Below are 26,790 nucleotides of genomic sequence, written 5' to 3'. Positions count from 1 at the left end.
GCAGGCAACTTGCTGACGTGAGGCGTAGTCAGGCGCGGCAAGATCGCCCTCAAACCGTGCGCGAAAACCGCTCCATCGGCTGCGTGCCCAGATAGTGGTCGAACACCATCGCGATGTTGCGCACGAACATGCGCCCGGCGGGCAGCACGTCGAGCCGGTTCGAGCTGCGCGCCACCAGACCGTCGGCCTCGAAGCCGCGCAGGCGCTCCAGTTCGGGCGCGAAGGCACTCAGGAAGCGCACGCCGTAAGCGGCCTCGAATTCGTCGAAACGCAGTTCCAGATTGCACATCAGCTCGGTGATGATGTCGCGGCGCAGGCGGTCGTCGGCGCTGAGGCGGATGCCGCGCGAGATCGCCAGCCGGCCGGCGTCGATGGCCGCGCCGTAAGCCGGCAGCTCTTTGGCGTTCTGCGCGTAGACGTCGCCGACCTTGCCGATCGAGGAAGCGCCGAAACCGATCAGATCGCAGTCCGCACGCGTGCTGTAGCCCTGGAAATTACGATGCAGCGTGCGCGTTGCCTGGGCGCGGGCGAGTTCGTCGGTGGGCAGCGCGAAGTGATCCATGCCGATGTAGACATAGCCCGCGTCGGTGAGCTGCTCGACCACGAGTTGCAGCAGCGCGAGCCGCGTGGCGGGCGTGGGCAGCGCGGCGGCGTCGATCTGCCGCTGCATCTTGAAGAGCTGCGGCATGTGCGCATAACCGAACACCGACAGGCGGTCGGGCGCGAGCATCAGAATGGTGTCGAGCGTGCGCCGGAAGCTTTGCACGGTCTGGTGCGGCAGACCGTAGATCAGGTCGACGCTGATCGACTCGAAACCGTGCTCGCGCGCGGCGTTCATCACGTTGACGGTCATGTCGAGCGGCTGCACGCGATTGACCGCTTCCTGCACGATCGGATCGAAATCCTGCACGCCGAGGCTCAGGCGATTGAAGCCGAGCTGGCGCAGGTGCGCGACGGTCCGCGCCGAGGCTTCGCGCGGATCGATTTCGATCGAATATTCGCCTTCGCTGTCCAGACGCAGCGCGAAGTGCTCGCGCGTGGCGGCCATCAACGCGCTCATTTCGTCGAGCGAGAGGAAAGTGGGCGTGCCGCCGCCCCAATGCAACTGCGAGACCGGGCGTTTGGTGTCGAACAGCGCGGCCTGCATTTCGATCTCGCGCACCAGTTGCTTCAGGTACGGTTTCGCGCGGGCGCGGTTTTTCGTCGCAACCTTGTTGCAGCCGCAATAGAAGCAGACGGTGTCGCAGAAGGGGATGTGGAAGTAGAGCGAGAGGTCGGTGTCGGTCGCGCCGGGATCTTCGGCGGCGTGGCGGTAATCGTCGAGATTGAAATCGTCGCGGAACTGAAGTGCGGTCGGATAGGACGTATACCGAGGGCCGTTTGCGCCGTATTTGGCGAGCAGGTCGGGGCGGAAGAGCAGGTCGGCGTCGCTCATGCGAGATTCTCGTGGGTATGACGCGCCGGATGGCGTCCCCGGAGGGGCGTCTTACAGCGCCGGATGAATCCAGTGTAAGAGGGCGCCGTCGCCGACGTTTGTGTAAAAAGGTCGCAGCTTGCGATGGCACAATGCGAACACGATTTTCCGGCCGGTTTTCCTTGCTTTGGCCCCGTACAGTTATGAAATTCAGGAATTCGAGTTGAGCGCAGGTCTTGTCGTCACCCCGTCCGAACATGCGTGCCGCCCCGGTTGTGGCGCATGCTGTATCGCGCCGTCCATTTCGAGCCCGATTCCGGGGATGCCCCAAGGCAAGCCGGCGGGCGTGCCCTGTATCCAGCTCGACGACGATCTGCAGTGCCGGATCTTCGGTTCGCCGCTGCGCCCCGCCTGCTGCTCCGGGCTGCAACCGCAGGCGGACATGTGCGGCGACACGCGCGAACAGGCGCTGGTCTGGATCGCGCAGCTCGAAGCGGCCACGCAGCCCGGCGCGCACTGAATGCCGTCACGACTGCGCGATGTATCAGTCGTAACCCCGCCGTTACCCAGCCGTTACCCAGTCGTCTCTCAAGGAGATTTCGCATGATCCGACGCGCGCCGCGCGCCCCGTCCTCCACGCCCGGCGCCGCGCGCGCCACGCGGCGAGCCTTTCTGCTTGTGGCCTGCGCCGCTGCCGGCGCGGCCATGTCGCTCGGCGCCTGCGCGACCGGCACCTTTCCGTTCATCCCCGATCACTACACGTTTTCGCGCGAGCAGGTGCAGGAAGCGGTGCAGCGCAAGTTCCCGTATCACCGTTCGGTGCAGCAGCTTTTCGAGGTTGCGCTGACGAATCCGGTCGTGACCTTGCTGCCGGACCGCAACCGCGTCGCCATTCGTGTCGACGCGCATCTGGCCAGCCCGCTGATGCAGCAGCCGGTCGACGGCGCGTTCACGCTGTCGAGCGAAATGGTCTATGACGCGGCGAGCCGCTCGGTGCTGCTGCGCGCGCCGTCGGTCGACAGCGTCGACATGCAGGGCAACGCCGCCGGCTACGCGCAGCAGGTCAATGCGGTGGCCGCGCTGGCGGCGACGCAGTTGCTGACCAACTATCCGGTCTACACCTTCAAGCCGGATCAACTCCAGTTTGCCGGGGTGAACTACGAACCCGGTACAATCACCATCCTTACAAACGGCATACGCGTGCAGATCGTCGAGAAATAAGCGACGAAACGCCCGCCGCACAGCCGTCGGCGGGCGCGCTTCGACAATTCGACTGGCGGCTCGTCCGGCGCACTCAATGGCGAGGAGAACGGATGGACTGGCTGATAACCTGCAAGGCCCTGATTCTGGGCATCGTCGAGGGACTCACGGAGTTTCTGCCGGTGTCGAGCACCGGCCACCTGATCGTGGTGGGCAGCGTGCTCGGCTTCGACGGCGAGTTCGAAAAGACCTTCGACGTGGTGATCCAGTTCGGCGCCATCCTCGCCGTGTGCTGGGAGTTCCGCCGCAAGATCGGCAGCGTCGTCGTCGGTCTGCCTTCGCGGCCGGACGCGCGCCGCTTCGCGCTCAACGTGATCGTGGCGACCATTCCGGCCGTCGTGCTCGGCCTGATGTTCGAGAAGGCGATCAAGTCGATGCTGTTCTCGCCCGTGCCGGTGGCGTTCGCGCTCGTCGCGGGCGGCGTGATCATTCTGTGGGTGGAAGGGCGGCGGCGCGCGGCGGCGGCTTCGGGTGGGCGCTTGAGCGTCGCCGCAGCGGACGGCGCGAGCGGGGCGACCACGGCAAGCACCGCGACGCCCGCGCGCGTGAACTCCCTCGACGAAATCACCGTGCTCGACGCGTTCAAGGTCGGCTGTGCGCAATGCTTCGCGCTGATTCCCGGGATGTCGCGCTCGGGCTCGACCATCATCGGCGCGATGCTGTTCGGTCTCGAACGGCGCGTCGCCACCGAGTTCTCGTTCTTTCTCGCGATTCCGGTGATTTTCGGCGCGACGCTCTACGAACTGCACAAGACGTGGCAGACCTTGTCGGTCGACTGGCTCGGCCTCTTCGGCGTCGGTTTTCTGGCCGCGTTCGTGAGCGCGTTCGCCTGCGTGCGCTGGCTGCTGCGCTATGTCGCCTCGCACGATTTCACGGCCTTCGCGTGGTATCGCATTGCGTTCGGTCTCGTGATTCTGCTGATCGGCTATGGCGGCGGCCTCGACTGGAATTGAGCGCGGCGTATTCGCCATAAAAAAACGGGCACCGGTGCCCGTTTTTCATTTGCGCGAGAAAAATCGCGCGTGTCCGGCGGATCAGACCGCGCGGCGCTTGAACACCAGATCCCACACGCCGTGGCCGAGACGCAGCCCGCGTCGCTCGAACTTCGTCACCGGACGATAGTCGGGGCGCGGCGCGTAATCGGCGGCCGTGTTTTCGAGTGCGGGCTCGGCGCCGAGCACTTCGAGCATCTGTTCGGCGTAGTTCTGCCAATCGGTCGCGCAATGCAGATACGCGCCGGGCTTCATGCGCGAGATGAGCAACTGCACGAACTTCGGCTGAATCAGGCGGCGCTTGTGATGGCGCGCCTTGTGCCACGGATCGGGGAAGAAGATGTGCACGCCGTCGAGGCTGTCGGGCGCGATCATCTGCTCGAGCACCTCGACGGCGTCATGCTGGATGATGCGGATGTTCGTCAGTTCCTGCTCGCCGATCAGCTTGAGCAGCGCGCCCACGCCCGGTTCGTGGACTTCGACGCCGAGGAAGTCATCGCCGGAACGCAGCGCGGCAATTTCCGCCGTGCTCGCGCCCATGCCGAAGCCGATTTCCAGCACGCGCGGCGCGTGGCGGCCGAAGGTGGCGTCCCAGTCGGCGGGGGCGGGCGTGTACGGCACGACGTAGCGCGGACCGAGTTCGTCGAGCGCGCGGCGCTGGCCCGTCGAGACGCGGCCGGCGCGCGTGACAAAGCTGCGGATGCGGCGGCGGTGCAGGCCTTCGCCGCTTTCTTCGCCGCTTTCGTCGGCACCTTCGTCGCCGTCTTCATCGGCTGCGATGGCGGGCGCGTCGTCATGGGCGCCGTCGGGCGTCGGCGTGTGCTGCGGCAGCTTCGTGGCGGATTCGTCCGCTTCGGCGGGCGGCGTGCAGCCGGGGCGGGCTGCGTCGTTGGATTCGTGGTTCATCTTCGAGGACGGGCAGGTGAGGGCAGCGGGTGTCGCGGCGCTCGATGCCGCGATCGGTCGCCTCGCGCGGCGAATGTCGCGGCGCGCAGGTCAACCGTGGCGGCGGGTAACAGGCGATGTTCGAGCGTCGATGTTCGGGCGGCGCGCTTCGTTCGCGCACGTCGTTCACGCGGTTCGCTCATTCTGCGCCGGACGCGCGGCGCGCGTGCGCTCGCTGGACCGGACGTCGGGCGGCGGGGCGTCTTGCGGCGCCCGGTGCGAAGCCGCCGCGCATTATAGCAGCGCGGCTTCGGCCTTCCGCCGCCCGGAACGGCGGCTGCGCGTGCTCAGTCCGAGGCCACGGTGACGTGCATCGACGACGCCTTGAGTTCGAATTCGCTGACGCGGCCGGCGCGCACGTCGAATAGCAGACGCGTGAGGTCGCCGGCCAGCGCCTGCTGCCGCTCGACTTCGGCCGGCAGGCGGTCTTCGTGGTGAGCCAGCGCGGCGGTGCGCGCCTGGACGATCAGCGCAATGGCGCTGCGGCGGGACATGAAAAATCGTTGCATCGTTGCTGGCCCGCGCGCGTCGCGCAGGGTAAATCGCGGATCCATCGCAGGGTGGACAAGGCGTGATGCTAGCGCATCGCGCGGCGAGGCCGCAGTTAAGTCCGCAAGTCAGGTCTGCGGCTTGATCGGTTCGGAAAGCCCGAAATCGAGACTGCGCAACCGTTTGCGCGGATAAAAACGAAGCGGAATCCGCATGCGTCGAGCGCGATATGCGCCGCGCATGTTAGCGCCGGGAAGTCTTTGGGAGATGGTCAGGCTGACCGGGCGGTTTGCCCGTGGACTGTGCGTTGTGCTTTCAGTCGCGCATTCAGTAGAAGCGCGAGAACATGCGAAAACAACAGAAAACTTCGGAAAACGTGGAGCGGGCGATGGGAATCGAACCCACGTCTCCAGCTTGGGAAGCTGGGGTAATAACCATTATACGACACCCGCAGAGCGCGCCATTTTACGCGGAATCCGCCCCGGAGCGCAATTGCGCCCCGCTGGCGGATGCCGCGGGAACGGCGTGGATCAAATCCCGAACATCGTGAGCGAGACGGCCGCGCGCGTGACCACCATCAGCAGCACCTGCACGATCACGAACAGCAGGATCGGCGAAAGGTCGAGTCCGCCGAAGTTCGGCAGGATGCGGCGCAGCGGATTCAGGAACGGCGCCGTGACCTGCAGCAGCACGGGCATGGCCGGCGAGCGCGGATTGAGCCACGACAGCAGCGCCATCAGGATCGTCACCCAGATCACCAGGTTGAGCGCCCATTTGACGAGCGTGAGCACCGCGACGATCAGCAGCGTGGGCAGCAGGCCGAGCGGATCGATGCCCGCGAGCCAGACCATCAGCAGCACGAAGACGACAGCGGCGATCAGCGCCGCGACAATGCTGGCCCAGTCGATGCCGCGCACCCCCGGAATCACGCGGCGCAGCGGCATGACGAGCCAGTTGGTCGCTTGCTGGATCGCGTGCGTCACCGGGTTGTAGGGCGGCACACGGACAAATTGCAGCCACGCGCGCATCAGCAGCGCGGCGCCGAACAACGTAAAGATCGTATTGAGCAGAAAGCGGGCGATATCGCCGAACATCGGAGGTGTTTCCTTCTTTTGAGGATTAACGAAGGGCGGCGCAAGCGGGTGGTCGCTGAGCGTGTGGCCGCCGCGCGGATCAGACCGAAACCTTGATTTCGCTGATCAGAATCGTGCCATTACCGCCGTCGAAGTAGTTGGGAATATCGTCGACGAGCGTCTTGTTGTGCTGCTTGAACACCTCGTAAAAAGCGTCCAGCGTTTCGAACAGGAAGTGGCCGATCGCGACATACGGCGGCGGCGTGCCCGGCGGCCCCGCGTTGATGCCGATATCGATCGACCAGCCCTTGCACGCGTCCCCGAAGAGGCGTGCCGCGAGCGGCATGTGATGCGTGGCGTAGTACTCGCTGTCGAAGCGCCCGCCCTCGCGGAACGGGTAGAGGATGCTGACTTTGATCATTGTGCGTTCTCGTCGATGAATCCCGAAACGCGCGCCTGGCGGATGGCACCTGCGCGCCGTTGCCACATTACCACGGCTGACGGTTTGTCAGTATGCGGGCGCGGAGGCCGCGCGCACCGGCTTCCTACGTTCTACGAGCACGATACCGACGACGTTCGGCGTAAACGGCTACAGTGGGCTGACGGTAACGCGCCACGCAATGTTCGCTTTCGTACGAAACAATCCGCCAAGGGCGGTTAAAACTGGCGCATCGACGCAGCCTGATTGGCGTGACAGGCCGCAAAGCGGCAAGGCGCGACGGCACCGTATGAGAAAGGCTCGAATTGGACTCGAACGTGGCACGCAACCTGCTGTCAGGACAGGCGTGCACGGCGCGATGCAGCACGGGGTGAACGCGACGAACAGATCCCCGGCGATATGTGCAACGACTGCGGCTATCTCGCAACACTGCGGTCACGGTTCGCAAACCTGTGCACACTGTCTTCAATGACTCCGGTTTAGCTGTAGCTGTCGCGCAATTTGGCTGTGTTCTGGCAGTTGTCCGATTCGGGAGTTCACAATGAGCATCTTCTCTTACAGAAAGCATCTGCGATTTCTCACGCCTTATCAGCGTCGTCGCTGGTGGGATCAGAAGAAGCGTCTCACGCCACGCGTGCAGATCAGCGGCGCGTACGTTCCGCCGAATGTCTCACGCGAATTCACCTACGTGAAAGTCGGATAGAGCGGCTGCGGCGCCATGCGCCCAGTTGCGTCCTGTTTTCGATGCATGACGATGCCCGGTCTTCGGACCGGGCATCGTCGTTTTGGGCAGTCATCGGCGGTTGGAGAGCCGTTAGCGTCGCCAGCCAATTTGTAATCAAACATTACCGGGGGGCGCAGCGCACGATCGTCGATTCAGGTAAGTCTGACCGGACGACGGCGCCCGAAGGCGTGCAAGCCCCAATGCCGCGCGCCAAGGCGCTTTCTTAGGACGAAATACGCGTTCATACCTTGATCGCGCACCAGGACCTCCTTATCCGCAATTGCAATTTGCAACAAATGGCTACCTTTGACGCAATACGTTTTCGATACAGTTCTTCTGTGGGCAGTGCCCGTCATGTGGAGCGACGATCTCGTCGCCCGCCAGGAGAAGAGAAGTGAAAAAGACCGTATCGTTTATCGTTGCCGCTGCGCTGGGTGTGGGGTTCGTCAGTGCTGCCCAGGCGCACGTTTCGGTGGGCATCGGGATCGGGATTCCTGTTGCGCCGGCGTATCCGGTGTACGCCGCCCCGGTGTACGCTCCGCCGCCCCCGCCTGTCGTCTACGCACCGCCGCCGGTGGTCTACGCACCGCCGCCCGCCGTGGTGGTCGGCGGCTATCCTGGATATGGCTACTATGGCCGTCCGTACTGGCATCACGGCGGCGGATACTACCGCGGCTATCGTGGCTACCACGGCGGTTGGTATCGACACTAAAATGGCCAACTGAAGCGCCCATCCAGCACGCTTTCAGGTCGTTACTGACCACACAACGGCGCAACGCCGGCTCACGCCGCGTTGCGCCGTTTGCATTGGTGAGGCCCGATTGCGTCCGCGCGTCGCGTCTGCGGTTCTACGACGCGTGCGGCACGATCAGGTCGCGATAGCCGTGCACGATCACGCTGTAGGAGAAGTACGCGAACAGCAGCGCCGACAGTACGTGACACGCGCGCAGCAAGCCCGTGCCGGCGCGCTTGCGCCCGTGGCTCGCGAGGCCGCAGAGAAACAGCGTCCAGCCGAGGCCGCCGAGAAAGAAGCCCGACAGAAACACGGCCGCCGAGGCGCCGCTCGTTGCGCCCGACTTGGCGATCAGCGCGCCGCCCACGGCCGCGAACCACAGAATCGCGCTCGGCGACGACACGGCGAGCAGCACGCCGCGCGCGAAGCTGCGCCACGGATCGGGCCGCGGCGCGGTGCTATCGGCTTCGCCCTCGACGGGCGGCGCGGCAGCCGGGTTGAGCGCCTCGCGCGCCATCTTCCACGTGAGCATCAGCAAGATGGCCGCGCCGCCGATCCAGACGACCCAGCGCACCGATTCGAATTGCAGCAGCGCCGCCATGCCCGCGAGCGCGAGCGCGGCGTAGATCAGATCGCCGAAACACGAGCCGAGCCCGAGCCAGAAGCCCGGCCGGAAGCCGTGCGAAAGCGTAAGCGAGATGATCGCGACGTTGACGAGACCGATGTCGAGACAGAGCGACAGCGAAAGGAAAAAGCCGTCGGAAAGCAGGGAAAAGTGAGGCATAAAACCGTTGTTGTTGTCGTTCGACCGCACGTGATGCGCGGTGTACTGCGCGCCCGGCGCATCGTGGACGCCGGGCGGATCGTAGCGTGATTACGTGCTCATCCTGTGCTTGAAGCGCGTGCTCAAACGCCCATGCACAGATACTTCAGCTCGACGTATTCGTCGATGCCGTACTTCGAGCCTTCGCGCCCGAGTCCCGATTGCTTCACGCCGCCGAACGGCGCGACTTCGTTCGAGATCAGCCCCGTGTTGATGCCGACCATGCCGTACTCGAGCGCTTCGGCCACGCGCCACACGCGGCCGAGATCGCGGCTGTAGAAGTACGAGGCGAGGCCGAATTCGGTGTCGTTGGCGAGCGCGATGACCTCGGCTTCCTCGCTGAAGCGGAACACGGCGGCGACCGGGCCGAAGGTTTCCTCGCGCGCGATCAGCATGTCGCGCGTGACGTCGGCGAGCACGGTCGGCTCGACGTAGCGGCCCTCCGTGACCTTGCCGCCGGCGACGAGTTTCGCGCCTTTCGAGGTGGCGTCGTCGATATGCTGCGCGACCTTGGCCACGGCGTCGTCGTCGATCAACGGGCCCTGGCTCACGCCCGCCTCGAAACCGTTGCCCACCTTGATCTTGCGCGAAGCGTCCGCGAGCTTGTCGACGAACGCGTCGTAGACCTTGTCGTGCACGTAGAAGCGGTTGGTGCAGACGCAGGTCTGGCCCGCGTTGCGATATTTCGAGATCACGGCGCCCTGAACGGCGGCGTCCAGATCGGCGTCGTCGAACACGATGAAGGGCGCGTGGCCCCCGAGTTCGAGCGCGACTTTCTTCACCGTGGGCGCGCATTGCTGCATGAGAATGCGGCCGACCGGCGTCGATCCCGTGAACGAGAGATGACGCACGATATCGCTTTCGCAGAGCGCCTTGCCGACTTCGATCGAGTTCGCCGAGTCGGCCGTGATCACATTGAAGACGCCCTTCGGCACGCCCGCGCGCTGCGCGAGTTCGGCGAGCGCGAGCGCGCACAGCGGCGTCTGCTCGGCCGGTTTCACGACGATCGTGCAGCCCGCCGCGATCGCGGGCGCGACCTTGCGCGTGATCATCGCGATCGGGAAATTCCAGGGCGTGATCGAGGCGCATACGCCGATCGGCTGCTTGAGCACGACGAGCTTGCGGTCGCTCGCGGGACTCGCGAGCACGTCGCCGTTCACGCGCTTCGCTTCTTCGGCGAACCATTCGAGAAACGAGGCGCCGTACAGTACTTCGCCGCGCGCTTCGGCGAGCGGCTTGCCTTGCTCGGCGGTCATGATGGCGGCGAGGTCGTCGGCGTGTTCGATGACGAGGTCGAACCAGCGGCGCAGCACGGCCGCGCGCTCCTTGCCGGTCTTCGCGCGCCACGCGGGCAGCGCGGCGTTCGCGGCGTTGACCGCGCGGCGCGCTTCGTCGGCGCCGAAGTCGGGCACGCGCGCGATTTCGCCGTTGTCGGCGGGATCGAGCACGGCGAACGTCGCGCCGCCGCCGCTCCATTCGCCGTCGATCCAGGCGCGCGTCTTGAAGAGTGCGGGATCCTTCAGCTGGGTCAGGCGTTCGGATGCGGACTGGCTCATCTTCGTGTCTCCTCGGGTTGAAGTCGCCGCGGCCGGGTGGGGCGGCGGCGCGTCAGGCGCGGCGTCGGTCGGCGTCGCGTTTCAAGGTCGGCGCGCGGGCGCTGCGTTGCGCGCGCACTCTATATATAGATGCATGCCGCGTGCGCGGCATACGTCACGCAAGTCGCGGTGCGGCTCGCGGATGATGCAAGCGCGGCTCGAGCGCGGATCATGCAGCGATTCACACGTTGTCGCGCGTGAATCGCCGGCGGTTTTTCACGCGCCGCCGAGCCCCAGCTCTTCGTAAAGACGATCGACGCGCGTCTTCACGTCCTGCGTCATTTCGATTGCGCGGCCCCACTCGCGGTTCGTTTCGCCGGGCCATTTATTGGTGGCGTCGAGGCCCATTTTCGAGCCGAGCCCCGCGATCGGCGACGCGAAATCGAGATAGTCGATCGGCGTGTTTTCGACAAGCACCGTATCGCGCGCCGGATCGATGCGCGTGGTGATCGCCCAGATCACTTCCTTCCAGTCGCGAATATCCACGTCATCGTCGACGACCACGATGAACTTCGTATACATGAACTGCCGCAGGAAGCTCCACACGCCGAACATCACTCGCTTCGCGTGCCCCGGATAGCTCTTCTTCATCTGCACGATCGCCATGCGATAGCTGCAGCCCTCGGGCGGCAGATAGAAGTCGGTGATCTCGGGAAACTGCTTTTGCAGCAGCGGCACGAACACTTCATTGAGCGCGACGCCGAGCACGGCGGGTTCGTCGGGCGGCTTGCCTGTATACGTAGAGTGATAGATCGCGTCGCGGCGCATGGTGATGCGCTCGACCGTGAAAACGGGAAACCATTCCTGCTCGTTGTAGTAACCCGTGTGATCGCCGTAGGGCCCTTCGAGCGCGTGCTCGTAAGCGGCGCTCGCACTCTTCGAGGGACGCGGCGGCGCGCCTGCGGGCGCCGGAGCGCCCTCTTGCGGATAGATGAAACCTTCGAGCACGATTTCCGCGCGCGCGGGCACCTGCAGCGACTCGACGCCAGGCGTCAGGCACTTCGCGAGTTCGGTGCGGCCGCCGCGCAGCAGTCCGGCGAACTGGTATTCGGAGAGCGTGTCGGGCACCGGCGTGACCGCGCCGAGGATCGTCGCCGGATCGGCGCCGAGCACGACGGCCACGGGATACGGTTTGCCAGGATTGCGTAACGCGAATTCGCGGAAGTCGAGCGCGCCGCCGCGATGCGCGAGCCAGCGCATGATCAGCTTGTTGCGGCCGATGAGCTGCTGGCGGTAGATGCCCAGGTTCTGGCGCGTCTTGTTCGGGCCGCGCGTGACCGTCAGGCCCCACGTGATGAGCGGACCGGCGTCGCCGGGCCAGCAGGTCTGGATCGGCAGCTTCGCGAGATCGACGTCGTTGCCTTCCCAGACGATTTCCTGGCAGGGCGGCGCGCTCACGGTTTTCGGCGCCATGTCCCAGACGGCCTTGGCGAGCGTGAGCAGTTTGCCCGCGTCTTTCAGTCCGCGCGGCGGCTCGGGTTCCTTGAGCGCGGAGAGCAGGCGGCCCACGTCGCGCAGCGACTCCAGCGCGGCGCCGTCACCGGCGCTCTCGGGCGCGTCGATGCCCATGCCGAGCGCGACGCGGCGCGGCGTGCCGAAAAGATTGCCCAGAACGGGGAACGCATGGGTTGCGCGGCTCTCGAATAACAGGGCGGGGCCGCCGGCGCGCAGTACGCGGTCGCACAGCTCGGTCATTTCCAGTACCGGAGAGACGGCCTGCGGTACGCGGCGCAGTTCGCCGAGCGTCTCCAGGCGACCGACGAAGTCGCGCAAGTCTTTGTATTTCATCAGGATAGGGTCGGAGCCGCAGCGCGCGGCGAGTGCAGGGGCAAAACGATTGTCGATTTTACCTGTGTTAGCTGACGCACGCTGTCAGCCGATCGGCCAACTGGCTGGAGAAGCGCGTGGCGCGCGGTTCTTGACGAATTGAACGGTGTTCATTATTACAATTAGTTATAACTTTGACATTCTATAGTGTTGACGGTCTATAAATCCCTGCTAGAATCCGTCCACACTGGTTGCAGGGCTTGCAATTTTTAACCACCGTCCCGGTCCTTCAGACGCAACGCGTCGCCGTTTAGCCGACTCCCTGCACGGCTTCCCACGGTCTAGATTGGTTGTCCTCGCTGGCGCGCCTTCGCGCCGGCTGTTCGCGTGAGAGCTCCCATGCGCGCCCAAGGCGTGCCCGCTGTACCGGAGGAGCTCCACCAACGGCGTACTTTGTTGCCGTTTTTCCCGACGTCGCTGCCGCACCAGCCAGGGCGCGCGCCGTCTTGATCCTGCGATTGGCCATCGGCCTCGCGCCGACTTCGGTCGCCGGATCATGCAACATGGGGAGATCTGTAGATGAATACCTGGTTATCGTGGTGGCGCGCCGACGAGCGTCTCGCTCTTGGCCTGCGTGCGCTGCTGCGGCGTGGCACGCGTCTTAGCCATCACCTGTTTAGCATTGTGGGCGGTTGCGCCGTCCTGCTCGCGCTCGCCATCTGGCTGCTGCCCACGTGGCGCGGTACGCTGGCCGCGCGCATGATGCCCTTCGTCACCGCTGCCGTGCAGGCCGGTCCCGCACGCCTGCTGCAGGGCAATCCGCTGCCGTCGTTCACGCCTTCCGGCGCTCCCGCCAATGAAGAAGGCGAGTCCGCCGACGGCGCGAACCTGCCGACCGCACTCGTGCCCGATAACGGCGCAAACAGCGCGGCGCTCGCGAGCGTCTCGCCTGCCGGTTCGAACGGCGCGGTCGCGCACGTGACCAATAGCGTCTCGAGCGGCGGCATGGCCACGCTCGACGCGGTCACGCTCAACGGCCTCGATCCGCGTTCGCTGCCGAGCGTGGGCTCGCTGGCGCGCATGATTCCGTCGCAGCGCATCACGCCCGACGCACGCGACGACCGCGTGCTGGTGTCGGCGCGCGAACAGGCGCTCGTCGCGACCTATATCTCGCGCCGCTATCGCGTGGCGCAGGAGCCGGTCGGCGAACTCGTCAAGGCGGCATTCGACACGGGGCACGAAGTGGGTCTCGATCCGCTGCTGCTGCTCGCGGTCATGGCCATCGAGTCGGGCTTCAATCCTTACGCCGAAAGTGGCGTGGGCGCGCAGGGCCTGATGCAGGTCATGTCGAAAGTGCACTCGGACAAGTTCCAGTACTTCGGCGGCCAGAGCGCGGCGCTCGATCCGCTCGCGAACATCAAGGTCGGCGCGCTGGTGTTGAAGGACTGCATCGCGCGCGGCGGTTCGCTGCCAGGTGGTCTGCGTCTGTACGTCGGTTCGACCTCGCAGGACGACGGCGGCTATGGCGCCAAGGTCATGGCCGAGCGGGTGCGTCTGCGCGACGTGGCCCGTGGCCGCAACGTGCCGATCAACGCGCCGCAGGCGCCCGTCACCACCACGGCCAGCTCGCCTGCGCCGCAAAAGGTGGCGAGCATCAACGGCGACAAGCGTCTGCACGTGACGCTCGACGGCGAGCACGCCATGGTCGAAAAGACCTCGGTGAAGGGCTCGTCCGAACAGGACGACGCCAGCGCCACGGCGGCCCAGAAGCACGCTCAGCCTGAACTCGGCGCTTAGGCCGAGTCTCCAGGCGGCTTCACCAAGCTCCAGCCAGCAAGAGAAAGACCGGACAAAACGAAAAAGGCACCCTCGGGTGCCTTTTTCCATTGCTGCTCACATTTTGCTCAGATCTTCTGTCTACGGATTTCGCGGATCAGCGCCCGAAGAACGTGTGCAGGCGCTCGACCGCTTCCTCGAGCCGCTCGTACGCGGTGGCATAAGACAGACGCACATATTGACGCGGTGCGGCCACGCCGAAGTCCATGCCCGGCACCATCACCGTTCCCGCGTCGTGCAGCATCGCGCGCGTGAGCGCGTCGCTGTCGCCGGCGGCCGCATGATTGACGTTCGTGCAGTCGGCATAGACGTAGAACGCGCCGTCCGGCATCACGGGCACCGTGAAACCGAGCGATTCCAGCGCAGGCGCGATGAAGTCGCGGCGGCGCTTGAACTCCAGCCGGCGCGCTTCGTAGATGGATAGCGTGTCGGGCTCGAAGCAGGCGAGCGCCGCGTGCTGGGCGAGCGTCGAGGCGCAGATGAACAGGTTCTGCGCAAGTTTCTCGAACGCGCCGACCAGCGTGGGCGGCACGACGAGCCAGCCCAGACGCCAGCCGGTCATGTTGAAGTACTTCGAAAAGCTGTTGACCGTGACCACGTCGTCGCCGAAAGAGAGGGCGGAGACGGGCGGCGCGTCATAGCTCAGGCCCTGATAGATCTCGTCGACGATCGTGAAGCCGCCGCGTGCGCGCACCGTTTTCACGATGCGTTCGAGTTCGGCGGGTTCGATCGAGGTGCCGGTGGGATTCGACGGCGAAGCGAGCAGCACGCCGCGCGTGCGCGAGGTCCACAGACGCTCGACGTCGGCGGCCGTCAGCTGGAAGCGCGCGTCGGGGCCGCTCGGCACGAGCACGGGCTTGCCTTCCGCGGCCGCCACGAAATGGCGGTTGCACGGATAGCTCGGGTCGGGCATCAGCACTTCGTCGTCGCGGTCGACGAGCGCCGTGCAGGCGAGCAGCAACGCCGCCGACGCGCCCGCCGTCACGACGATCCGTGCCGGATCGACGCTCAGACCATACGCGTGCTGATAATGCGCGGCGATCGACTCGCGCAGCGCGTGCAGACCGAGCGCGCTGGTGTATTGCGTGACGCCGCGGCGCAGCGCGGCCGCGGCCGCTTCGACGACAGGCTCGGGCGCCGTGAAATCCGGCTCGCCGATACCCATGTGGATGATGTCGCGTCCGGCGCGTTCGAGCTGCGCAGCTTCCTTCGCCAGTTCCATGACGTAGAACGGCTGGATCTCGTCGACGCGCGCGGCAAGCCGCAGCAGCGGTTCGGCAACGGTGTTCATGCGGGTGATTCCAGTACTTGCAGACAGCGCGGCGTGTGGCGGGCGGCGCTGCCGGAAACTCCGGCGGCGCGCGCCACGCCTCGCCGCGAGACGACTTTTACGACTTGCGGGCCGACTGGATTTCGGTGGCGCGCAGTTGCGCCGCCACCTTGTCCAGCACGCCGTTCACGTACTTGTAGCCGTCCGAGCCGCCAAACGTCTTGGTGAGCTCGACCGCTTCGTTGATGACGACGCGATAGGGGATGTCGACGTGATGCTTGAACTCGTAGGTCGCCACGAGCAGCACCGCGCGTTCGACCGGCGAAAGCTGCTCGATCGGACGGTCCAGACACGGCGCGACGAAAGCGGAGAGTTCCTCCGACTCGCGGATCACGCCGTGCAGGATGGCGTCCAGATGTTCGTGGTCGGCCTTGTCGTAGCCTTGCGAACCGCGCAATTGCGCGTCGATCTCGCCGGAGGGCACCCCCGACAGCAGCCACTGATACAACCCCTGCGTGGCCAGTTCGCGGGAGCGGCGGCGCGCGCTCTTCATTGCTGTTCCTCTTCGTCTTCCTCGTCCTCGTCGTCGTCGCCGCCGTCGAGTTGTTCCAGCGCCACCGTCAGGTTCGCCATTTCCACTGCGACGCGCGCGGCGTCACGACCCTTTTCGGTCATGCGCGCGACTGCCTGCTCGTCGTTTTCCGTCGTGAGGACGGCGTTCGCGACCGGCACGCCGAAGTCCAGCGCGATGCGCGAGATGCCCGAGCCGCTTTCGTTCGAAACGAGTTCGAAGTGGTAGGTTTCGCCGCGCACGACCGCGCCGAGCGCGATCAGGGCGTCGAACTGGCCGCTTTCCGCGAGCTTTTGCAGCGCGAGCGGGATTTCCAGTGCGCCTGGCACGGTGACGAGCAGCACGTCTTCGCCCGTGACGCCGAGGCGTTCGAGTTCTTCGATGCAGGCGTCGGCGAGGCCGTTGCAGACGGGTTCATTGAAGCGCGACTGGACGATGCCGATGCGCAGTCCGTCGCCGTCCAGGTTCGGTTGGTATTGTCCGATTTCCATGTGGTATCCGTAGGTTCGATTGAGCGTGGTGACGCGTGAAGGGATGCGAGCCGCGCTTATGGCGCGGCGCGGTCGGCCGTTTCCGGCGGGCAGGGCGCTTCCGTGCTGCTGCCCGGCATGGGCACGAAGCCGGTGACTTCGAGACCGTAGCCCGACATGCTGCCGAGGCGGCGCGGCTTCGAAAGCACCTGCATGCGTCCCACGCCGAGTTCGCGCAGGATCTGCGCGCCGATGCCGTAGGTCTTGAAGTCCACCGGCCGGCGTGCGAGCGCCTCCGCGCGCTCTTTCTGGTCGAACGCCTTGAAGACGTCGACCAGATGTTCCTTGCTCTCGCCGCAGTTGAGCATGACGATCACGCCGAGATCGCGCTCGGCGATCTCGCGCATGGCGGCGTCGAGCGTCCACGAATGCGTGGACGAGCCCGTTTCCAGCAGATCGAGCATCGACAGCGGCTCGTGCACGCGCACCGGCGTGTCAATGTCCGGCTTCGGCGTGCCGCGCACCAGCGCGATGTGCGGCGTGCCCGTGGGCTGGTCGACGTACATGATCGCGCGGAACGCGCCGTGTGCCGTCTGCATGGTGCGCTCGGCCACGCGCTCGACGATCGATTCCGTGCGGCTGCGATAGTGGATCAGGTCGGCGATGGTGCCGATCTTGATGCCGTGCTCCTGCGCGAACTCCATGAGGTCGGGCAGGCGCGCCATCGTGCCGTCGTCGTTGATCACTTCGCAGATGACCGAGGCGGGCGTGAGGCCCGCGAGCGCCGTAAAGTCGCAGCCCGCTTCCGTGTGGCCGGCGCGCACGAGCACGCCGCCCGGCTGGGCCATGATCGGGAACACATGGCCCGGCTGCACGATGTGCTCGGCCTTCGCGTCGTGCGCGACGGCCGCGCGGATCGTGCGCGCGCGGTCGGCCGCCGAAATGCCCGTGGTGACGCCTTCCGCCGCCTCGATGCTCACCGTGAACGCCGTGCCGTATTGCGTGCCGTTGCGTTGGGTCATCAGCGGCAGGTTGAGCAGCTTGCAGCGTTCCTGCGTGAGCGTAAGACAAATCAGCCCACGGCCGTACTTCGCCATGAAGTTGATGGCTTCCGGCGTGACGAATTCCGCTGCGATGACGAGGTCGCCCTCGTTCTCCCGGTCTTCTTCGTCGACGAGGATCACCATCTTGCCGGCTTTGAGCTCGGCAATGATTTCAAGGGTGGAGGAGAGCGTCATGTTGGGAATCTGGCTGGAAAGCGCACATTTTACGCCACGCGGGCGGGCGCGTCGCCCTGAACGGGGACGACGCGACGGGTTTTGGGGCGCCGGGCGGTGCGGGCGGGCCTGCGCTGGCGCTGCCGGCGCCCGGCCCCGTCTGGATCAGGCTCGCGCAGGCATTGGCCGAACGGCTAGCTGGTCGCAGCGTGGCGCCGTCGCGACAATGGTAACGTTTGACGTTATTAACGCGAGGCGTTACTATCATGGCCATTACATCGTTTGCCTGTCGGGACACCGCAGCGCTTTTCGCCGGGCGCCGGATTCCGCGCTTCGCCGCCATCGAAACGGTGGCCGTGCGCAAGCTCCAGCAAGTCCACGCCGCCGCCACGCTGTCGTTTTTGCGCGCATCGCCCGGCCACCGGCTGGAGCCGTTCAACGGCAACCTGGCGGGGTCGTACAGCATTCGCGTCAACGCGCAGTGGCGCATCGGTTTCGATTTCGCGCAGGGCGAAGCGGCGCAGGTCCGCATCGTCGACTATCACTGAGGAACATCAACATGACGCGTGACGTCCCGCTCGCTACGCCTGGCGAAATTCTCAACGAGGACTGGCTCAAGCCGCTCGGCGTGAGCCAGTATGCGCTGGCCAAGGCTATCGGCGTGCCGCCGCGGCGCATCAACGAGATCGTGCTCGGCAAGCGCGCCATCACGGCCGACACGGCCGTGCGGCTCGCGGTCTATTTCGGCACCGACGCGCGCAGCTGGATGGAGCTGCAGGCGCACTACGACACCGAGTGCGCGCGCGAGGCGCTCGCCGACATTCTCGCGAACATCCAGCCGCACGCGCGCGCCGCCGCCGCGCCGTGACTCCGCGACCCCGTGACACACACGGCGCGCTCCGTTGAGCAAACGCTTAACGCAGCAACACGTCGTCGGCGAGACCCTTCGTGAGTTCGAGCGCCTGGCGCTCGAACAGCCGGCGATACAGGCCGTTTTCGCGCCGCACGAGCGCATCGTGCGTGCCTTCCTCCACAATGCGGCCGCGCTCCAGCACCAGCAGCCGGTCGAGCGCACGCACGGTCGAAAGGCGGTGCGCCACCACCACGGTCGTGCGGCCGACCATCAGCCGCTCCATGGCCTGCTGGATCAGCAGCTCGCTTTCGCTGTCGAGGCTCGACGTGGCTTCGTCGAAGATCAGGATCGGCGCATTCGCGAGGAACGCGCGCGCGATCGCCACGCGCTGACGCTCGCCGCCCGACAGCTTCACGCCGCGTTCGCCGACCAGCGTGTCATAGCCGTTCGGCAGCGCCATGATGAAATCGTGCGCGCTCGCCTGCTGCGCGGCGTGGACGATCTCGGCGTGCGTCGCGCCCGGCCGCGCGTAAGCGATGTTCTCCGCGAGCGAGCGGTGGAACAGCACCGGCTCCTGCTGCACGATGGCGATCTGCGAGCGCAGCGAGGCCTGCTGCACGCGCGCGATGTCCTGATCGTCGATCGTGATGCGGCCTTCCGAGACGTCGTAGAGCCGCTGGATCAGCTTGATCAGCGTCGTTTTACCGGAGCCCGAGTGGCCGACGAGGCCCACACGCTCGCCCGGCGCGATGCGCAGCGTCAGGTTCGAATAGAGCGCGGCGTTCTGCGCGCCGTAGCGGAACGTCATGTTCTCGAAGCGGATGTCGCCGCGGTCGATCACGATCGGCGGTGCGCCGGGTGCGTCCTCGATGCCGAGCGGCTCCGTATCGAGCATCACGAGTTCTTCCATGTCGTTGACCGAACGTTGCAGATTGCGCACGTGCATGCCGACGTCGCGCAGATAGCCTTTCAGCAGGAAGAACAGCGTGAGCGCGAACGTGATGTCGCCGACGCTCGCGAGGCCGCGCGCCCACAGCAGCAGCGCCGCGCCGAGAATGGCGGCCTGCATCGCCACCAGCAGCGCGCCCTGCACGCCGCCGTTGAAAGTGCCGCGTCGCCACGTGCGGCGCGTGCGGCTGTCCCACTTGGCGATCACGCGCGCGAGCCGCGACTCTTCGCGCGTCTCCGCACCGAAGGCCTTCACGACGGCGTTGCAGGAGATCGCATCCGCGAGCGCGCCGCCCATCTTCGTGTCCCACTGGTTCGCGAGCCGCGCGGACGGCGCGACGTAGAACAGCGAGAGCGACACGGTGATCGCCAGATAGATCGCCGAGCCGAGGCCGACCACGAGGCCCATCACGTGCCACTGGAGCGCGAGCAGGGCGGTCGAGCCGACCAGCATCACGAGCGACGGAAACAGCGCAACGAGCAGCGTGTCGTTGAGCAGGTCGAGCGCCCACATGCCGCGCGTGATCTTGCGCACGGTCGAGCCCGCGAAGCTGTTCGCGTGCCAGTCGGTCGAGAAGCGCTGCACGCGATGGAAGGCGTGCGTGGCGACGCCGCTCATCATCTTCAGCGTGAGCACGATGATGTTCTGGAACGCGGCCTGGCGCATCAGCGTGCCGCCGAGCCCGAGTGCGGTGAGCGCCCAGAACGCGAAGACGGCCCCGTGCCACGCGGCGGCGTTGCTGCCCGCGGCGTCGTGCGCGAGGGCGTCGACGAGCTGGCCCGCGTAATGCGGCGTGAACACGTCGGCGAGTGCGCCGAGCAGCGCGGTCAGCGCGACGGCGCTCACGCGCAGCGGCTGGAGCATCCAGTGCCGGAACGTGAAGCCGAGCACGTGGCGGAACGTCTGTCCGCCGGTCACTTTTTGATTGTCTTGGTCAGCCATGGGATGGCGCTTCGTGCCGGGTGGCGCGAAGACTTCATCGAGAATGCGAAAAAGGGCGGCGCAAAGCAGCCAGCGCGAAGAGCAGCGGATGACGCGGAGAAAAACGTCTCGCGCGCCGGCTTGAAAGCCGGACGCAAACAGGCTGAATCGCGGAAAAAACGGCGCGGCGGAATCGGGCCGCGCGAATTGCGCCGGACTACGGCAGTGCGGGAAGCAGGAGGGTCGCGCGAGACGACATCACCCGAACTCGCAGCATCACGGCAGTGGACTCAATCGTTGCCATCTTTGCCTCCTTGTTCGAAGTCGGGTGAGAAAACCGCAACGCGCCGGACGGCACGCGCGAGTAAGGTATGAAGTTTATCAGCGCTACTGAATTTCTGCTGGCCCATTTGCGCGGGCGCTTTCGTCGTGGCATTCACGACACATTCGCGCGCCGTCGTGGTGCGCGAATGTGCCGGAAGCGAGCCGATCGACCTCAGGCTGAAGGCTTGGCCGACACGCCCGCCGAGAGCATGCGCTCCACATAGCGCGCGATCAGATCGATCTCCAGATTTACTTTCGTGCCTGCCGCGAGATGCTTGAGCGTGGTGACTTCCACCGTGTGCGGGATCAGGTTGATCGAGAACTCGCAGCCGTCCGCGCGATCGTCGACCGAATTCACGGTCAGGCTCACGCCGTTCACGGTAACCGAGCCCTTGTAGGCGAGGTAGCGGCCGATCTCGACGGGCGCGAGAATGCGCAGCTCGTGCGACTCGCCCACGGGCGCGAAGCGCGTGACCGTGCCGAGGCCGTCCACGTGGCCCGAGACGATGTGGCCGCCGAGCCGGTCGTGTGCGCGCAGCGCCTTTTCCAGATTCACTTCGCCCGTGTCGGCGAGACCGACGGTGCGGTTCAGGCTTTCGCGCGACACGTCGACGTCGAACGTGGTCGCCGATTTGTCGATGACGGTCATGCAGGCGCCCTGGATGGCGATGCTGTCGCCGAGCTGCACGTCGTCGAGGCCGAGGCTGCCTGCGTCGACGCGCAGGCGCACGCCCGCGTCGGCTTCGCCGCCGAGCGGCTTGATCGATTCGATACGGCCCACGGCCGCGACGATTCCGGTAAACATCTGGCTGTCCTCTAGCTGTTCGTTCAGGGTGTTCGGGAGAATCATGATGCGTCGCCTTCTTGTGCGTCCTGCGTGTCCGGTTCGCCGTGCTCGTCGTGGGCTTCGGGTTGCACGACGCGCGCGAGCACGCGCAGGTCGTCGCCGACGCGCTCGACGCTATGGAACGCGAGACGCGTGCGCGCATCGAGCGAGGCGGGCGCGGCCAGATCGGCCATGCCGAGCGACTGCGTGCCGAGCAGCGAGGGCGCGAGATAGACGAGCAGTTCGTCGACGCAACCTTCGCGCAGCAGCGATCCGTTGAGCTTGTAGCCCGCTTCCACGTGCAGCTCGTTGACGCCGCGCGCTGCGAGTTCCGTGAGCATCGCGGGCAGATCGACCTTGCCGTGCTCGTTGCCGAGCGCGACGATTTCCGCGCCGCGCGCGCGCAACGCGTCGGCGCGTTCCTCGGTGGCGGCGTCGAGCTTCGAGCAGAACACGAGCGTGGGCGCGCCCACGAAGATCTGCGAGAGCGGCGAGGCGTCGAGGCGGCTGTCGATCAGCACGCGTTTGGGCTGGCGCGGCGTGTCGATCGCGCGCACGGTCATGCGCGGATCGTCTTCCTTCACGGTGCCGATGCCCGTGAGAATGGCCGAGGCGCGCGCGCGCCAGGCGTGACCGTCGGCGCGCGCGGCTTCGCCCGTGATCCACTGGCTTTCGCCCGAGGGCAGACCGGTGCGGCCGTCGAGCGTTGCGGCCACTTTCATGCGCACCCACGGACGCTTGCGCGTCATGCGCGAGACGAAGCCGATGTTCAGCTCGCGCGCTTCCTTCGCGAGCAGGCCGCAGCGCACGTCGATGCCCGCGTCGCGCAGGATCGAGAGGCCGCGCCCGGACACGAGCGGATTCGGATCTTCCATCGCCGCGATCACGCGCGCGACTTTCGCTTCGATCAGCGCGTTCGCGCACGGCGGCGTGCGGCCGAAATGACTGCACGGTTCGAGCGTCACATAGGCGGTCGCGCCGCGCAGATCGTGGCCGCGCGTGCGGGCGTCCTTCATCGCCTGGATTTCGGCGTGATCGAAACCGGCGGGCTGCGTGAATCCTTCGCCGATCACCGCGCCGTCCTTGACCAGCACGCAGCCGACGCGCGGGTTCGGATCGGTGGTGTAAAGGCCGCGCGTCGCGAGGGCGAGCGCGCGTTCCATGTGGACGAAATCGGCTTGCGAGAACATCGTCGTGCTTTCTCCGCGGCGGCGGTCGGTTGGACGGGCGGGGCGTGCGCCCCGCCTTCGGCTGGGTGGTCGCTTGTGCGTCGGCTAGTGTGTCGGCCTATGCGTCGGCCTATGCGTCGGCGCGTGCGCGGCGCTTACTTCGCCGCGGCTTCGGCGGCGAAGGCGCGGCGCGCGGCGGCAATCGTTTCGTCGAGGATCGCGTCGTCGTGCACACTCGACACGAAGCCCGCTTCGTACGCCGACGGCGCGAAGTACACGCCCGCGTCCAGCATCTGATGGAAGAAGCGGTTGAAGCGCGCGACGTCGCTCTTCGTGACTTCGGCGAAGCTGCCGGGCACCTTCTCGGCGAAATAGAGGCCGAACATGGCGCCCACGGAATCGGCGACAAACGGCACGTTCGCTTCGCGTGCGGCCTGCGTGAGACCTTGCGCGAGACGCGCGGTCTTCGCGCTCAGGTCTTCGTAGAAGCCGGGCGCCTGGATCAGTTGCAGCGTCTTCAGGCCCGCCGCGACGGCGATCGGGTTGCCCGAGAGCGTGCCCGCCTGGTAGACGGTGCCGTTGGGCGCGAGGTGATCCATGATTTCGCGACGACCGCCGAACGCCGCCGCCGGCATGCCGCCGCCGATGACCTTGCCCAGACAGACGAGGTCGGCTTCCACGCCGTAGAGTGCCTGCGCGCCGCGCAGACCGACGCGGAAACCGCACATCACTTCGTCGAAAATCAGCACGCTGCCGTGCTTCGCCGTCAGGGCGCGCAGCGTGTGGATGAATTCCGGCGTGGCCTTCACGAGGTTCATGTTGCCCGCGACCGGCTCGATGATCACGGCGGCGATCTCGTCGCCGAACGCCTTGAACGCTTCTTCGAGCGCGGCGACGTTGTTGTATTCGAGCACGGTGGTGTGCTTCGCGGTATCGACCGGCACGCCCGCCGACGTCGGGTTGCCGAACGTCAGCAGGCCCGAGCCGGCTTTCACGAGCAGGCTGTCGGCGTGGCCGTGGTAGCAGCCTTCGAACTTGACGATGCGGTCGCGCTTCGTGAAGCCGCGTGCGAGACGCAGCGCGCTCATGGTCGCTTCCGTGCCGCTCGACACCATGCGCACCTGTTCCATCGACGGCACGATCTTGCAGATTTCCTCGGCGATCTCGATCTCGGCTTCAGTCGGCGCGCCGAACGAGAAGCCCTTGGCGAGCACGCGCTGCACGGCTTCGAGCACTTCAGGATGGACGTGGCCGACGATCATCGGACCCCACGAACCGATGTAGTCGATGTAGCGCTTGCCTTCGGCATCCCAGAAATACGCGCCTTGTGCGCGCTCGACGAAGCGCGGCGTGCCGCCGACCGAGCGGAATGCGCGCACGGGCGAGTTCACGCCGCCCGGAATGGTGCGCTGGGCGCGTTCGAAGAGAGCCTGGTTCGTGGTGTTGGACATGGGTGCTGGACCTGCGAGAGTGGTAGAGCGCGGATCGCGCGGCCGGGTGGTCTCGCGCGTCGTCGACGGACCCCGGCGGCGTCGCGGGCGTGGCATGCGTCACGCGCGGCGCGGGCGAGGGGGCGGTTCTCCCGAAATTGTACCGGAGTCGCGCCGAACGGGCCGGGGGCCGGAACCGCGGCCGGGGTGGCGCGGGCGCGACTGCGCGGGGCTCGGCGGCACTGCGCGGCAGCGCCTGGCGCGCGGCGGAACGCTAGCGCGAAGGCGTGCGGCGCGGCGTGGTGCGGGGCGCGCGGGGTTGGCGTGAGCGGGTGCGTGGCGCGGCGGATTGCGTCAATTCGGCGCGGCGCTCGTTCGCCGCCGTCAGGCGCGCCGGTTTTTGCGTCGCTGATTGCATCGCTGCTTGTGCGGCCTCATACGTGTGCATCGCCGCGATGGCCGTCGGGGGCATCGGCCGTTTGCCGGTCAGCTCGGCCCAGCGCTTTTCGAGCGGTCCCTCGGCGACCGGCTTGATGACCGTGCCCGAACTTTGCGCATCCCACGTCTGCACGGAAAACGGATGCACGCGCAGCGCGTCGCGCCCGATCGCCACCTGCTCGTGGGCATCGACGAGCCAGTCATAGACGAAGTCGATGCACAGCCGGTAACCGCGCTTGTACGCCGGATCGGGCACCTCGTAGGGCGCGCGCGTCACGTAGCCCGAACCGAACAGTCCGCGCGGCTCGCTCGCGACGCGGTGCAGGAACACGCGGTCGCCGGGCCGGATGCCGCGCGCGAAGCCGCAGCCCCAGGTATCGGCGACGGCTTCGCCCGCCTGCACGCGGCTCGCGAAGTCGGGCAGTTCGGGCCAGGGCCACTTTTTGGGGCTCCAGATCAGCAGAAAGGCAGTCATAGACGGCGACGAGAGAAAGACAGCATGCGGACGCGGACGGCGTGGCGAGCGTCGATGTCATGGCAACGACAGGCGCCGCGCCGCCCGCAAAGCGCGCAGCTTAGCGCAAGCTCGCGCGGCGTGGCCGCGATATCGCGCACGGCAATCGGCGGAAAAGCGCGAGCAAGCGGGCGCGAGGCAAGCGAACGAAAGGCGCGCGAAAGTCACGGAAAGGGCCGCGAATGGCGGCTCGGTTACAATGCTTCGGCTCCGTCGCTGTTTGATTCGTCCGTTTTTTACGTCGATTTCGCGTCGTTCAGCGCATGCCCCGTGCGTGCTCCGCCGCGGCGCCGACGTCGGACCTCGCGGCCCATGACACCGAAACCGCGCCCACGCGCGCGGTCCGCTTCAGCCAGATCCCATGTCCCATTCCACGCGAAGCCGGCCCGATGGCCGGTTGATCCTGTTGCTCGGCGCGCTCGCCGCCTGCGGCCCGCTCGCCACCGACATGTACCTGCCGAGCCTGCCCGCCATCGCGCAGTCGTTCGGCGTGACGGCCTCCGCCGCGGCGGCCACGCTCACGAGTTTCATGGCCGGTTTCTCGATCGGCATGCTGCTGTACGGCCCGGTCTCCGACGCCTACGGCCGCCGCCCCGTGCTACTCGGCGGCATCGCGCTCTTCACGCTCGCGAGCGTCGCGTGCTGGCTCTCGTTCTCGATCGGCTCGCTGACCATCGTGCGCTTCCTGCAGGCGCTCGGCGCGGGCGCGGCCTCGGTGCTGGCGCGCGCGATCGCCCGCGACGCCCACGCGCCGTCGGACGCCGCCAAGGTGCTTTCGATGGTCGCCATCGTCACGTCGGTCGGGCCGCTGCTCGCGCCGCTGATCGGCGGACAGTTGCTGCTGATCGGCGGCTGGCGCGTGGTGTTCGTCGCGCTGACGCTGTTCGGCGTGGTCTGCGCGGTGGCCGCGTGGCTGCGCGTGCCCGAAACCTGGCCGCCCGAGAAGCGCGAAAGCGCCGCCGTGCTGCGCTCGTTCGCGGCATACGGACGTCTGCTGCGCGATCCGCTCGTCTGGGGGCACATGCTGTGCGGTGGCATGGCGTTCGCGTCGATGTTCACCTATATCTCGGCGACGCCCTTCGTCTATATCGAGTACTTCCACGTTTCGCCGCAGCACTACGGCCTGTTCTTCGGCGTGAACGTGTTCGGCATCATGCTCGGCAACTTCCTCAACACGCGGTTCATCGGTCGCATGGGCACGCTGCGCATGGTGTCGATCGCGTCGATGGTGAGCGTCGTCGCGTCGTTCTTCGTCACGCTGATGTGCGTGACGGGGTGGGGCGGGCTGTGGTCGATCGTGACCGGCCTGTTCTTCGTGGTCAGCGTGGTGGGTTTGCTCGGCGCGAACTGCGCGACCGATCTGATGTACCGCTATCCGCAGAACGCGGGCGCGGCGGCTGCCGTGTTCGGCGCGGCGCAGCTCGGGCTCGGCGCGCTGGCGAGCGCGGTGGTCGGCTGGTTTCCGGGCGTGTCGCCGTTCGGCATGGGTTGCACGATCGGCGTGTGCGGCGCGCTGACGTGGGTCGGACGCCGCCTCGTCGTGAAGTGGCACGCGCATCCTGCGCCGGGTGTGGCGGCGGGGTGATCGTGTTGCCGATCAGGTTGGACAATCGCAACTAACAGCCCCTGCGTCTGCGGACCGGGTGCGTGTGAGCGTGCCGGAGAGGTGGAAAGCCGGAAAGCTGCGAAAAGCTCGAAAGTAAGACAGCCGCAAAACAAAACGGGACGTCCATGGACGTCCCGTTTTG

At 66.4% G+C, this 26,790-nt stretch carries 25 protein-coding genes and 1 tRNA gene; 8 read left to right on the top strand and 18 right to left on the bottom strand.

Annotation, left to right across the window (positions count from 1 at the left end; translation table 11 throughout):
• Positions 1-49: 49 nt before the first annotated feature.
• Positions 50-1,435 (bottom strand): oxygen-independent coproporphyrinogen III oxidase, encoded by a 1,386-nt coding sequence (gene hemN, locus BMY06_RS15605; protein ID WP_074984005.1) that lies wholly within the window; start codon positions 1,433-1,435, stop codon positions 50-52.
• A gap of 202 nt (positions 1,436-1,637) precedes the next feature.
• On the opposite strand from hemN, the gene BMY06_RS15600 reads away from it, so the two are divergent.
• The 3 genes from BMY06_RS15600 to BMY06_RS15590 all read left to right on the top strand — a co-directional run bounded on the left by BMY06_RS15600 (position 1,638) and on the right by BMY06_RS15590 (position 3,627).
• Positions 1,638-1,934: a YkgJ family cysteine cluster protein gene (locus BMY06_RS15600; RefSeq protein WP_065058129.1), complete on the top strand. Its 297-nt coding sequence runs from the start codon at positions 1,638-1,640 to the stop codon at positions 1,932-1,934.
• A gap of 83 nt (positions 1,935-2,017) precedes the next feature.
• A complete protein-coding gene (locus tag BMY06_RS15595; RefSeq protein ID WP_074984003.1) occupies positions 2,018-2,635 on the top strand; it encodes a DUF1439 domain-containing protein in 618 nt (205 codons plus the stop codon).
• A 92-nt stretch (positions 2,636-2,727) separates the two neighbouring features.
• Positions 2,728-3,627 (top strand): undecaprenyl-diphosphate phosphatase, encoded by a 900-nt coding sequence (locus BMY06_RS15590; RefSeq protein ID WP_074984001.1) that lies wholly within the window; start codon positions 2,728-2,730, stop codon positions 3,625-3,627.
• 81 nt (positions 3,628-3,708) lie between these two features.
• Here the strand turns inward: BMY06_RS15590 and trmB are convergent, their stop codons facing one another.
• From trmB to BMY06_RS15565, 5 genes are all read right to left on the bottom strand, one after another.
• Positions 3,709-4,572: a tRNA (guanosine(46)-N7)-methyltransferase TrmB gene (gene trmB / locus BMY06_RS15585; RefSeq protein ID WP_080180361.1), complete on the bottom strand. Its 864-nt coding sequence runs from the start codon at positions 4,570-4,572 to the stop codon at positions 3,709-3,711.
• A gap of 326 nt (positions 4,573-4,898) precedes the next feature.
• The gene (locus tag BMY06_RS15580) at positions 4,899-5,105 is read right to left on the bottom strand and encodes a hypothetical protein (RefSeq protein WP_074984000.1); all 207 of its coding nucleotides are present in this window, start codon (positions 5,103-5,105) and stop codon (positions 4,899-4,901) included.
• 372 nt (positions 5,106-5,477) lie between these two features.
• Positions 5,478-5,552, bottom strand: a tRNA-Gly gene (locus tag BMY06_RS15575).
• A gap of 78 nt (positions 5,553-5,630) precedes the next feature.
• On the bottom strand, positions 5,631-6,194 hold the full coding sequence (locus BMY06_RS15570) for a YggT family protein (RefSeq protein ID WP_065058133.1): 564 nt from the start codon (positions 6,192-6,194) through the stop codon (positions 5,631-5,633).
• Positions 6,195-6,273: 79 nt separating this feature from the next.
• Complete coding sequence (locus BMY06_RS15565; RefSeq protein WP_065058134.1) at positions 6,274-6,594, bottom strand: EthD family reductase; 321 nt, start codon at positions 6,592-6,594, stop codon at positions 6,274-6,276.
• 1,136 nt (positions 6,595-7,730) lie between these two features.
• Here BMY06_RS15565 and BMY06_RS15560 point away from each other — a divergent pair.
• Positions 7,731-8,048, top strand: coding sequence for a hypothetical protein (locus BMY06_RS15560; RefSeq protein WP_074983998.1), 318 nt, complete (start codon positions 7,731-7,733; stop codon positions 8,046-8,048).
• A 136-nt stretch (positions 8,049-8,184) separates the two neighbouring features.
• Here the strand turns inward: BMY06_RS15560 and BMY06_RS15555 are convergent, their stop codons facing one another.
• The 3 genes from BMY06_RS15555 to BMY06_RS15545 all read right to left on the bottom strand — a co-directional run bounded on the left by BMY06_RS15555 (position 8,185) and on the right by BMY06_RS15545 (position 12,275).
• On the bottom strand, positions 8,185-8,853 hold the full coding sequence (locus tag BMY06_RS15555) for a LysE family translocator (RefSeq protein WP_065058301.1): 669 nt from the start codon (positions 8,851-8,853) through the stop codon (positions 8,185-8,187).
• Between the two features lie 122 nt (positions 8,854-8,975).
• On the bottom strand, positions 8,976-10,448 hold the full coding sequence (locus tag BMY06_RS15550) for an NAD-dependent succinate-semialdehyde dehydrogenase (RefSeq protein WP_074983997.1): 1,473 nt from the start codon (positions 10,446-10,448) through the stop codon (positions 8,976-8,978).
• Positions 10,449-10,703: 255 nt separating this feature from the next.
• Positions 10,704-12,275, bottom strand: a complete 1,572-nt coding sequence (locus BMY06_RS15545) for a UbiD family decarboxylase (RefSeq protein WP_074983995.1) — start codon at positions 12,273-12,275, stop codon at positions 10,704-10,706.
• A gap of 558 nt (positions 12,276-12,833) precedes the next feature.
• Between BMY06_RS15545 and BMY06_RS15540 the strand changes: the two genes are divergently transcribed.
• Positions 12,834-14,051 carry a transglycosylase SLT domain-containing protein gene (locus BMY06_RS15540; RefSeq protein ID WP_065058137.1) on the top strand — a complete coding sequence of 406 codons (1,218 nt, stop codon included), beginning with the start codon at positions 12,834-12,836 and terminating at the stop codon, positions 14,049-14,051.
• 136 nt (positions 14,052-14,187) lie between these two features.
• Here the strand turns inward: BMY06_RS15540 and BMY06_RS15535 are convergent, their stop codons facing one another.
• The 4 genes from BMY06_RS15535 to ribBA form a co-directional block, all read right to left on the bottom strand.
• On the bottom strand, positions 14,188-15,381 hold the full coding sequence (locus BMY06_RS15535) for a pyridoxal phosphate-dependent aminotransferase (RefSeq protein ID WP_065058138.1): 1,194 nt from the start codon (positions 15,379-15,381) through the stop codon (positions 14,188-14,190).
• Positions 15,382-15,478: 97 nt separating this feature from the next.
• Positions 15,479-15,913: a transcription antitermination factor NusB gene (gene nusB, locus BMY06_RS15530; RefSeq protein WP_065058139.1), complete on the bottom strand. Its 435-nt coding sequence runs from the start codon at positions 15,911-15,913 to the stop codon at positions 15,479-15,481.
• A complete protein-coding gene (ribH, locus tag BMY06_RS15525) occupies positions 15,910-16,422 on the bottom strand; it encodes a 6,7-dimethyl-8-ribityllumazine synthase (protein ID WP_065058140.1) in 513 nt (170 codons plus the stop codon). Before ribH ends, nusB begins: the two co-directional genes overlap by 4 nt.
• A gap of 56 nt (positions 16,423-16,478) precedes the next feature.
• Positions 16,479-17,639 carry a bifunctional 3,4-dihydroxy-2-butanone-4-phosphate synthase/GTP cyclohydrolase II gene (gene ribBA / locus BMY06_RS15520; protein WP_065058141.1) on the bottom strand — a complete coding sequence of 387 codons (1,161 nt, stop codon included), beginning with the start codon at positions 17,637-17,639 and terminating at the stop codon, positions 16,479-16,481.
• A gap of 245 nt (positions 17,640-17,884) precedes the next feature.
• Here ribBA and BMY06_RS15515 point away from each other — a divergent pair, with 245 nt between their 5' ends.
• Positions 17,885-18,166 carry a type II toxin-antitoxin system RelE/ParE family toxin gene (locus BMY06_RS15515; protein WP_065058142.1) on the top strand — a complete coding sequence of 94 codons (282 nt, stop codon included), beginning with the start codon at positions 17,885-17,887 and terminating at the stop codon, positions 18,164-18,166.
• 11 nt (positions 18,167-18,177) lie between these two features.
• On the top strand, positions 18,178-18,486 hold the full coding sequence (locus BMY06_RS15510) for a HigA family addiction module antitoxin (protein WP_065058143.1): 309 nt from the start codon (positions 18,178-18,180) through the stop codon (positions 18,484-18,486).
• A 46-nt stretch (positions 18,487-18,532) separates the two neighbouring features.
• Here BMY06_RS15510 and BMY06_RS15505 read toward each other — a convergent pair whose 3' ends face one another.
• From BMY06_RS15505 to BMY06_RS15485, 5 genes are all read right to left on the bottom strand, one after another.
• Positions 18,533-20,362, bottom strand: a complete 1,830-nt coding sequence (locus BMY06_RS15505; RefSeq protein WP_065058144.1) for an ABC transporter ATP-binding protein — start codon at positions 20,360-20,362, stop codon at positions 18,533-18,535.
• Positions 20,363-20,837: 475 nt separating this feature from the next.
• On the bottom strand, positions 20,838-21,470 hold the full coding sequence (locus BMY06_RS15500) for a riboflavin synthase (RefSeq protein WP_065058145.1): 633 nt from the start codon (positions 21,468-21,470) through the stop codon (positions 20,838-20,840).
• Positions 21,471-21,511: 41 nt separating this feature from the next.
• Positions 21,512-22,681 carry a bifunctional diaminohydroxyphosphoribosylaminopyrimidine deaminase/5-amino-6-(5-phosphoribosylamino)uracil reductase RibD gene (gene ribD, locus BMY06_RS15495; RefSeq protein WP_065058146.1) on the bottom strand — a complete coding sequence of 390 codons (1,170 nt, stop codon included), beginning with the start codon at positions 22,679-22,681 and terminating at the stop codon, positions 21,512-21,514.
• Between the two features lie 134 nt (positions 22,682-22,815).
• Positions 22,816-24,111: a glutamate-1-semialdehyde 2,1-aminomutase gene (gene hemL, locus BMY06_RS15490; protein WP_074983993.1), complete on the bottom strand. Its 1,296-nt coding sequence runs from the start codon at positions 24,109-24,111 to the stop codon at positions 22,816-22,818.
• Between the two features lie 253 nt (positions 24,112-24,364).
• A complete protein-coding gene (locus tag BMY06_RS15485) occupies positions 24,365-25,003 on the bottom strand; it encodes a hypothetical protein (RefSeq protein ID WP_074983991.1) in 639 nt (212 codons plus the stop codon).
• 400 nt (positions 25,004-25,403) lie between these two features.
• Here BMY06_RS15485 and BMY06_RS15480 point away from each other — a divergent pair, with 400 nt between their 5' ends.
• Positions 25,404-26,627 carry a Bcr/CflA family multidrug efflux MFS transporter gene (locus BMY06_RS15480; RefSeq protein ID WP_074983989.1) on the top strand — a complete coding sequence of 408 codons (1,224 nt, stop codon included), beginning with the start codon at positions 25,404-25,406 and terminating at the stop codon, positions 26,625-26,627.
• Positions 26,628-26,790 lie beyond the last annotated feature (163 nt).

It is taken from the genome of Paraburkholderia tropica (assembly GCF_900109265.1).
Lineage (GTDB): Bacteria > Pseudomonadota > Gammaproteobacteria > Burkholderiales > Burkholderiaceae > Paraburkholderia > Paraburkholderia tropica.
Note: the sequence above shows the minus strand (reverse complement) of the source record. Positions and strands in the feature narration are given on the sequence as shown.

What these genes read in the sequence shown, in the direction of transcription:
- hemN (WP_074984005.1), bottom strand. Translation starts at nt 1,435, where the DNA reads ATGAGCGACGCCGACCTGCTCTTCCGCCCCGACCTGCTCGCCAAATAC.
- BMY06_RS15595 (WP_074984003.1), top strand. Translation starts at nt 2,018, where the DNA reads ATGATCCGACGCGCGCCGCGCGCCCCGTCCTCCACGCCCGGCGCCGCG.
- BMY06_RS15590 (WP_074984001.1), top strand. Translation starts at nt 2,728, where the DNA reads ATGGACTGGCTGATAACCTGCAAGGCCCTGATTCTGGGCATCGTCGAG.
- trmB (WP_080180361.1), bottom strand. Translation starts at nt 4,572, where the DNA reads ATGAACCACGAATCCAACGACGCAGCCCGCCCCGGCTGCACGCCGCCC.
- BMY06_RS15580 (WP_074984000.1), bottom strand. Translation starts at nt 5,105, where the DNA reads ATGTCCCGCCGCAGCGCCATTGCGCTGATCGTCCAGGCGCGCACCGCC.
- BMY06_RS15570 (WP_065058133.1), bottom strand. Translation starts at nt 6,194, where the DNA reads ATGTTCGGCGATATCGCCCGCTTTCTGCTCAATACGATCTTTACGTTG.
- BMY06_RS15565 (WP_065058134.1), bottom strand. Translation starts at nt 6,594, where the DNA reads ATGATCAAAGTCAGCATCCTCTACCCGTTCCGCGAGGGCGGGCGCTTC.
- BMY06_RS15555 (WP_065058301.1), bottom strand. Translation starts at nt 8,853, where the DNA reads ATGCCTCACTTTTCCCTGCTTTCCGACGGCTTTTTCCTTTCGCTGTCG.
- BMY06_RS15550 (WP_074983997.1), bottom strand. Translation starts at nt 10,448, where the DNA reads ATGAGCCAGTCCGCATCCGAACGCCTGACCCAGCTGAAGGATCCCGCA.
- BMY06_RS15545 (WP_074983995.1), bottom strand. Translation starts at nt 12,275, where the DNA reads ATGAAATACAAAGACTTGCGCGACTTCGTCGGTCGCCTGGAGACGCTC.
- BMY06_RS15540 (WP_065058137.1), top strand. Translation starts at nt 12,834, where the DNA reads ATGAATACCTGGTTATCGTGGTGGCGCGCCGACGAGCGTCTCGCTCTT.
- BMY06_RS15535 (WP_065058138.1), bottom strand. Translation starts at nt 15,381, where the DNA reads ATGAACACCGTTGCCGAACCGCTGCTGCGGCTTGCCGCGCGCGTCGAC.
- nusB (WP_065058139.1), bottom strand. Translation starts at nt 15,913, where the DNA reads ATGAAGAGCGCGCGCCGCCGCTCCCGCGAACTGGCCACGCAGGGGTTG.
- ribH (WP_065058140.1), bottom strand. Translation starts at nt 16,422, where the DNA reads ATGGAAATCGGACAATACCAACCGAACCTGGACGGCGACGGACTGCGC.
- ribBA (WP_065058141.1), bottom strand. Translation starts at nt 17,639, where the DNA reads ATGACGCTCTCCTCCACCCTTGAAATCATTGCCGAGCTCAAAGCCGGC.
- BMY06_RS15515 (WP_065058142.1), top strand. Translation starts at nt 17,885, where the DNA reads ATGGCCATTACATCGTTTGCCTGTCGGGACACCGCAGCGCTTTTCGCC.
- BMY06_RS15510 (WP_065058143.1), top strand. Translation starts at nt 18,178, where the DNA reads ATGACGCGTGACGTCCCGCTCGCTACGCCTGGCGAAATTCTCAACGAG.
- BMY06_RS15505 (WP_065058144.1), bottom strand. Translation starts at nt 20,362, where the DNA reads ATGGCTGACCAAGACAATCAAAAAGTGACCGGCGGACAGACGTTCCGC.
- BMY06_RS15500 (WP_065058145.1), bottom strand. Translation starts at nt 21,470, where the DNA reads ATGTTTACCGGAATCGTCGCGGCCGTGGGCCGTATCGAATCGATCAAG.
- ribD (WP_065058146.1), bottom strand. Translation starts at nt 22,681, where the DNA reads ATGTTCTCGCAAGCCGATTTCGTCCACATGGAACGCGCGCTCGCCCTC.
- hemL (WP_074983993.1), bottom strand. Translation starts at nt 24,111, where the DNA reads ATGTCCAACACCACGAACCAGGCTCTCTTCGAACGCGCCCAGCGCACC.
- BMY06_RS15485 (WP_074983991.1), bottom strand. Translation starts at nt 25,003, where the DNA reads ATGACTGCCTTTCTGCTGATCTGGAGCCCCAAAAAGTGGCCCTGGCCC.
- BMY06_RS15480 (WP_074983989.1), top strand. Translation starts at nt 25,404, where the DNA reads ATGTCCCATTCCACGCGAAGCCGGCCCGATGGCCGGTTGATCCTGTTG.